General features: G+C 42.5%; 1 protein-coding gene. It reads right to left on the reverse strand.

Annotated features, from left to right (window positions below; all coding sequences use genetic code 11):
• Positions 1 to 233, reverse strand: a 233-nt coding sequence (locus AAEY72_RS16460; protein ID WP_352311771.1) for a flotillin domain-containing protein, incomplete at both ends; no start/stop codon positions are given.

Genomic DNA, 233 nt, shown 5'->3' on the forward strand with positions numbered 1-233 from the left:
TCTTAATACCTTCAATTTTTTCAAGCGGTTTAACGGCTTGAGCAATAATGTCTGGTAAGGCTTTTAATATGGCTAATGATCTTTGCAGTGCAATTTGTTCGTTGCTCAGTACGTTTTCAGCTTCGTACTGTGCCCGCTTACCCGCAGCTTCAAATGCATAGATTTTCTCATCGGCTGAGGCTTTTAGCATCTTAGCGTCTGCACTGGCACGCGCTTCAATTAAAATGGAGCTA

Source organism: Psychrobacter sp. W2-37-MNA-CIBAN-0211 (assembly GCF_040309405.1).
Classification (GTDB): Bacteria; Pseudomonadota; Gammaproteobacteria; order Pseudomonadales; family Moraxellaceae; genus Psychrobacter; species Psychrobacter glaciei.